Source organism: Candidatus Synechococcus spongiarum SH4 (assembly GCF_000586015.1).
GTDB classification, from domain to species: domain Bacteria; phylum Cyanobacteriota; class Cyanobacteriia; order PCC-6307; family Cyanobiaceae; genus Synechococcus_B; species Synechococcus_B spongiarum_F.
In genome coordinates, this window is record NZ_JENA01000096.1 from 1 (window position 1) to 5924 (window position 5924).

The following is a 5924-nucleotide window of genomic DNA, read 5'->3' on the forward strand; positions in this document are numbered from 1 at the left end:
TGGTCCAGAAGAGGACCCAGTTGCTCTTGCCAGGCGGCGATGGTTCTCTCCATGAGAAAGTCTCAGTCCAACTCCAGAGCCAGCACTCTGGCCAGCGTACCGGCAGTGTCCCCGCGAAATTGATGGACACGCACAGCCCCCAGGGACCACGTAGCCGCCGCCATGATGAGGACTTCGATGAACAACACGAAGCCGTAGGCAGGGAAGGCCGGCGGCAGCCAGCCAGCCCCCAGTCCTTCGGGCATGAAGGCATGGCCAAGGTCCAGCAGGCCCCCGCCCATGAGTTTCCCCAGCGCCCGGGACAGGGCCTGGGCCAATGCCCAGGCCCCCACAAACGTGCCGGCCGCCTCCGGCAGCGTCAAATCCAGCATGAGGGAGAGGGTGGCGTTGGTGGCAATGCCCACGGCAAAACCGAACAACACCATCACCACCTGCAACACCATCACCTGGCCGGTACACCCCGCCAGAAACAGCAACGCCAGGGAGAGGGTGGTCAGTTGGCAGCCCAGACGGGAAGCGGCCATCTTCCCCAACCTGGGGGTGATCAGAAACCCCGCCAGGAGCAGGCCCAGCAGCGTGCCGGTTCCCCAGAGGGCGTTCAGGATGGTGCTTTGGGAAATGGGCAGACCAAAAACCTCCGCCCCGTAGCTCTCCAGAATGGGATCCTGGAGGAACACCCCCAGGGCAAACAGCACCAGGAAGCCGAAGAACACGAAGGTCTGGCGGCTGGCGGTGAGCAGGGCCCAGGTGCGGGGCAGGGTCATCTCCTCTTCAGGGTTCCGGTTCCCGCTCCGGCAACCGCCCCGGGGCTCCATCCCCCAGCAGGCCACGACGGTCAACGCCAGCACCACAACCGCCAACTGGATCATGAAGCGTTGCAACGCAGGTTGCAGCACCGCCGGATCCGTCACCCCGTCCACCCTCCGGAGGGTGATGGCAATGCAAACGGCCCCGACGATGATGCCCACGGTCAACATGCACCAGATAATGCCCACGGCCCGGGGGCGCTCCTGCTCGGTGGTGCGGTCAATCACCAGGGCCAGGTAGGGGGTTGTGGCCATGCCCACCGCCAGGCCGAACAGGGCGAACAGGCCGCAGAGGGCAGTGGCGCCACCCCAGAAGGCGCGGCTGTTGTCCGTTGCAATGGCATCCCCCACAAAGAAGATCAGCGGAATGGAAAGCACCGCGATGAGGCAATAGAGAGTGGAGCCACCCACCACGTAGGGAACGCGATAGCGCCCTTGAAACGGCCTGGCATCGGAGATCTGGCCAAACAGCACCCGGCTGGGGGCCACCAATTGCTCGAAGGCCAGGGCGCCCCCCACCAGCAAACCGGGGAACGCCAGTTCCGTGAGCATGATGCGGTTCAACAGGCCCGCAAAGACCACCGCCATGGCGCCCAGACAGCCCTGGAACAAACCAAGCCGAAGCACCTGTAACAGGGGCAGGCCCAACGGACTTGCCGGGGAATCTTGAGAAGGCGCCACGGTTCTGCGACCTCGGGGACGGGGGTGAAGGGGTGCTCTGGGGGGCAGGCTAGGGCTGGGGGGACAGACCTGTATAACGGTGCAGTTGCGCCAGGCTCAGGTTGTAGTCCAGGAGGGCCTGGGCGTGCTCAACGGCGGCCCGGGTCAGGGCATTCTGCTGATCAATCAGATCCTGCTGGGTGTCAACGCCAGCCTCGTAGCGGGTGGTGGCGAGATTCAGCGTCTCTTTACGGGTGGTCACTTGTCGGGCGCGCAACGCCAGGGTCTCTTCCTGGGCCTGAAGGGTGTAAAACGCCTTCTCCACCTGCTGCTGAAAGGTGTTGCGGGCATCCGCCAGGAGATGCTCCTGCCGCTGCGCCTCCAGTTGCCAGCGGCGAGCGCTGGCCCGGGCGCCCCCCCGTCGCCGAGGGGGGCCGTAAAGCGCACCCCCACGGAGGTGGAGACCCGTCCCCTGAACTGGCTTTCCACGGGCAAGGCGTCGGAGAGAACGTTGCCGGACGCCTGGTTCCAGGACCCCAGCACAAAGAGGGAGAGGGTGGGCTGGAGCGCAGCCAGCGCCTCCTCGGCCCGTGCTTCCCGCTCCTGAATTGCGGAAACAAACTGTTGCAACTCTTCGCGGGTTGCAAAGGCGGCGGCCAGGCTCTCCCCCAGGGTTGCGGTCCAGCGGCCTTGGCCCGTGTTGGCATCCCGGGCCGTGGGAACCACACCCTGGGGCAGATTCAGGGTTCTGGCCAAATGGCGGCGGGCAATGCTCTGCCGGGCCTTGGCGCTGGCAAGCAGGGCTTCATCGTCAGTCAACCGGGATTGAGCCTGAAGAACGTCCAGGCGGGACGCCACTCCGGCTTCATGGCGAGCACGGCTGATCGTCAAGGTGGCCTGAGCGGTCTCCACCGCCGCCAAACGCAACTCCACCTCCGCATCCGCCCGCTGGAGCTCATAGTAGGACTCCGCCACCTGCAGCTTCACGTCACGGTGCAGGAACTGGCGTTCTATCTTCACCTGCTCCAGTTCGTGGCGCTCCACCGCAAGGAGGGCCAGCCGTTGAGGATCGCGCAACAACAAGGTGGCCTCCACCGCGAGGTTTGTTTCCAGTTCGCCACGGGGATAGGAGGCATCCGGGGTGTATTGATACTCCAGGGCCAGGGCCGGCAACCCTGCGGACGACCTCACGGTGACCTGCGGCTTCAAGACGCTCAGCAAAGCCTCCAACCGGGCCTCCCGGGAGTCCACCTCAAGGGCCGCCGCCTGCAGGGCGGGGTGATTGACCCGGCCCAGTTGCTGGGCCTCCTGCAGGGACAGGGGCCGCAGCCGTTGATCCATCCCCTCCTCCGGCAACTGCGCGCCGGAGGAGGGCGCCGGCGCCGCCAGATCCGCCAGAGAGGCGGGCAAGGGTCCATTGCGGTTGGAGGTGGACCCTGGCTCCGCCGCTGCAACCGCCAGCGGTAGTGGGCCAGCAAGCAAGGCTCCCGCAAGCAAGGGGGACACCCATTGACGAGACCTCTTCAACAACTGCCGCAAGCCAGACAACGGCGCCAAGCCTAGGGAGCGTCGGCATGAAACGTTTGAGACGGCAGCGCAACGACTCAGGCGGCCGTTCGGCCGCCACGGCCGGAGACAAGCTAAAATGAGAATCATTCACGCACACCCACAGGTTTCGTCTTCGGCATGAATACCTGCCCCGGCCAGTCGTTTCCTGATTCAGGTCCCGTCACTCTTCTGCTCAACCACGTCCTCAGCCATCAGCAGGGCTGTGCAGCACGGTCGCGATCCCTTCAGCACCAAGGTCGAGCTTCTGCACAGCCAGTCAATTCATCACAACCCGAAGCCCGGTGATTCCCATGACTCCAGCTTTCGGGGGTACACTGGAAAAGCTTACGGTCAAGTTGAACGGTCGTCGCCGCCGGATCACCCTCGAACGCCGTGGCCCGTGGACGGCGCCGCTGTGGCTGTTGCTGCCGGCCTTGAGCACCGTGTCGAGCCGCAGCGAATGGCAGCCCCTGGCAGAGGCGGTGGGGGATCGCCGCCAGTTGCTGAGCTTCGACTGGCCTGGATTTGGCGAGAGTGATCGTGATGCGATTCCCTACTCCGCAGAATCGATGGGAGCGGCATTACGGGCAGTTCTGGAGCGCCTGGGCCGGGAGCGGGGCCAACGGATCACGGTGATTGCCGCAGGCCACAGCACCCCCATTGCACTGGGGCAAGCCGCTGCCTGGTCGTCCCATTGGCGGGAGTTCGTGGCCGTGGCGCCCACGTGGCGCGGCCCCCTGCCCACCGTGAGCGGCTGGTCACCCCAGCGCTTCGGCTGGCTGCGCAACCTGGTGATGCTGCCGTTGATCGGTCCACTGCTCTACCGGCTCAACACCACCTTGCCGGTGCTGCGACTGATGCTGCGCCGCCATGTGTGGGTGAACAGCACCTGGCTGGCGCCGGAACGGCTGCGCCGGCAGCAGCGCTTGGCTCGCCGCCCTCGGGCCCGCTTTGCCAGCGCCGCCTTTGTGAGCGGAGGACTGGACTGCACCACGGATCCCCACTGGTGGCGGCAGCAGATCCCCATGCTCCAGTGCCCGTTGCACGTGGTGGTGGCGTCTGAGGCCCCGCCCCGCTCCCGCGGCTCGATGCACCAGTTGGCGCAGGACGCCGATCAGGTGACGTTCATCCCCGGCCGCCTGGGGCTGCATCAGGAGTTTGGAGCGCTGCTGGCCCGGAAGTTGCTGGCCGGCTGAGGCCAAGCACACGTCAGATCAGAGCAGCCAGGAACCCCAGAAACTGCACCATCACCACCGAGGGGCCCGAGGGCAGGTTGGTGAGGCCGGAAGCCAGAAGACCCACCAGGGCGCAACTTCCCCCCAGCAAAGCCGAGTTGAGCACATAGAGCGGAAAACTTCGGCTGAGCAGGCAACCGGTAGAGGCCGGGATCACCACGAAAGCACTGATCAACAGCACGCCCACCGCCTTGATGGAAACCGCCACCACCACGGCCAGCAGTGTGATGAAGGCCAGTTGGCGCCAGCCGGTGCGTACGCCCATCGACCCGGCCAGATTGTTGTTGAGGGTGAGGAGCACCTGGGCCCGAAGGCTCAGCGCCAGATACGCCAGAGCACCAACCAGAAGGGCTCCGATCACCCCCAGATCGCGCCAACTGATGCCGAGGATGTCGCCGAACAGCAACTGCTGAATCCCGCCGCGGTAGGTCTCCACCAAGCTCAGCGCCAGCACGGCCGCCGCCAGTGAACTGGAGTACACGATGTTGAGTAACGCATCAGTGGGCAGGGCGCTGTACTTCACCAACTGATTCACAAGTATGGCAATCATTGCCGCAAACGGAATCAGCACTACGGTGGGATTGATCCCCAGAAGAATGCCCAGGGTGATGCCCAGAAGGGCAGAATGGCCCAGGGCGTCGCTGAAGAACGACAGTTGACGCAGCACCGCAAAGCTGCCCAGCAGTCCGCCCAGAGCGCCGGTGAGCAACCCGCCCAGCAAGGCGCGCTGCATGAACGGTTCCCCCAGAAGACCTGGATCAGCCATGGCGGTGCTGCCGGTAGGACCCACATTGGGCATTGGGGTCGTAGATCTCGCTCAGCCGCTCAGGACTGAGGGTGTGATCGGGACTGCCGCTGCAGCGCAGCCAGCGGTTGAGGCAGAGCACCTGGTCGCAATTGCGGCGCACCAGATCCAGATCGTGGGACACCTGCAGCACGGTCCAGCCCTCCTGACCGCAGAGCTCCAGGAGCAGGTGCTGAAACTGCTCCTTGGAGGGAGCATCCAGGCCTGCCTGTGCTTCATCCAGCACCAACAGACGACGGGGACGCACCACGCAGAAGGCCAGCAAGACGCGCTTAAGCTGGCCGCCGGAGAGTTCGCTGAGCAACCGCTGGCCCAGATCCGCGCAGCGGGTGCGCTCCAAAGCCCGTTGCACGGCCAGTCGCCGCCCCTGGCGGTTGTGCCAGGGACAGCGTGGCCCTGGCGAATCGAAGCCGAAGCCCACAAATTCGGCCACCGCCAGCGGAAAGCGCCTCTGCAGCGCCAGGTTCTGGGGCACATAGGCGATCTGGGAACGCACCGAGCGGGGCAACTGCCCCTCGGCGCCGAGCGGATGGCCGAGGATCTCCACCTCACAGGGAGATCGCGGCAGCAGGCCGAGCACAGCCGCCACCAACGTGCTCTTGCCAGCTCCGTTGGGGCCCACCAGAGCCGTATTGCTCCGGCTCTGGAGTGAGAAGGACACTCCCTCCAGGACAGGTGTACCGCCCCGCAGTACTGAAAGATCCTGTACCCGTAGCACCACGCCTGACATCAGGGAGTTCCACCAAAGGCTTTTACCAGGTTGGCCCCGTTGGCGCGCATCACGGTTACATAGGTGGAGGGGTCCTGAGACGCCTGTTTGCTACCGGTTTCCAGTGGGTCGAACACGCTGATTGTCACACCCAGATCCTT

The 5924-nt window shown here is 65.0% G+C and carries 6 protein-coding genes; 1 reads left to right on the forward strand and 5 read right to left on the reverse strand.

The genetic code is table 11. From position 1 onward, the window contains the following. Positions 1 to 62: 62 nt before the first annotated feature. Genes BG35_RS0105620 through BG35_RS0105630 form a run of 3 tightly spaced genes read right to left on the reverse strand, consistent with a single transcriptional unit; the run spans position 63 to position 2948 of the window. On the reverse strand, positions 63 to 1487 hold the full coding sequence (locus BG35_RS0105620) for a BCD family MFS transporter (protein WP_025782053.1): 1425 nt from the start codon (positions 1485 to 1487) through the stop codon (positions 63 to 65). Between the two features lie 49 nt (positions 1488 to 1536). Next, positions 1537 to 1824: a TolC family protein gene (locus BG35_RS13345; protein WP_236619800.1), complete on the reverse strand. Its 288-nt coding sequence runs from the start codon at positions 1822 to 1824 to the stop codon at positions 1537 to 1539. Next, positions 1725 to 2948, reverse strand: coding sequence for a TolC family protein (locus BG35_RS0105630; protein ID WP_025782055.1), 1224 nt, complete (start codon positions 2946 to 2948; stop codon positions 1725 to 1727). Before BG35_RS0105630 ends, BG35_RS13345 begins: the two co-directional genes overlap by 100 nt. Positions 2949 to 3325: 377 nt before the next feature. Here BG35_RS0105630 and BG35_RS0105635 point away from each other — a divergent pair, with 377 nt between their 5' ends. Continuing rightward, a complete protein-coding gene (locus tag BG35_RS0105635) occupies positions 3326 to 4210 on the forward strand; it encodes an alpha/beta hydrolase (protein WP_034417318.1) in 885 nt (294 codons plus the stop codon). Between the two features lie 13 nt (positions 4211 to 4223). On the opposite strand, the gene BG35_RS10535 is transcribed toward BG35_RS0105635, so the two are convergent. Both BG35_RS10535 and BG35_RS0105645 read right to left on the reverse strand, forming a co-directional pair. Beyond that, complete coding sequence (locus tag BG35_RS10535) at positions 4224 to 5015, reverse strand: metal ABC transporter permease (RefSeq protein ID WP_034417321.1); 792 nt, start codon at positions 5013 to 5015, stop codon at positions 4224 to 4226. Beyond that, a complete protein-coding gene (locus BG35_RS0105645) occupies positions 5008 to 5784 on the reverse strand; it encodes a metal ABC transporter ATP-binding protein (protein WP_025782057.1) in 777 nt (258 codons plus the stop codon). Before BG35_RS0105645 ends, BG35_RS10535 begins: the two co-directional genes overlap by 8 nt. Positions 5785 to 5924 lie beyond the last annotated feature (140 nt).

Coding starts and splice junctions, on each gene's coding strand:
- BG35_RS0105635 (WP_034417318.1), top strand. CDS start 3,326: ATGACTCCAGCTTTCGGGGGTACACTGGAAAAGCTTACGGTCAAGTTG.
- BG35_RS10535 (WP_034417321.1), bottom strand. CDS start 5,015: ATGGCTGATCCAGGTCTTCTGGGGGAACCGTTCATGCAGCGCGCCTTG.
- BG35_RS0105645 (WP_025782057.1), bottom strand. CDS start 5,784: ATGTCAGGCGTGGTGCTACGGGTACAGGATCTTTCAGTACTGCGGGGC.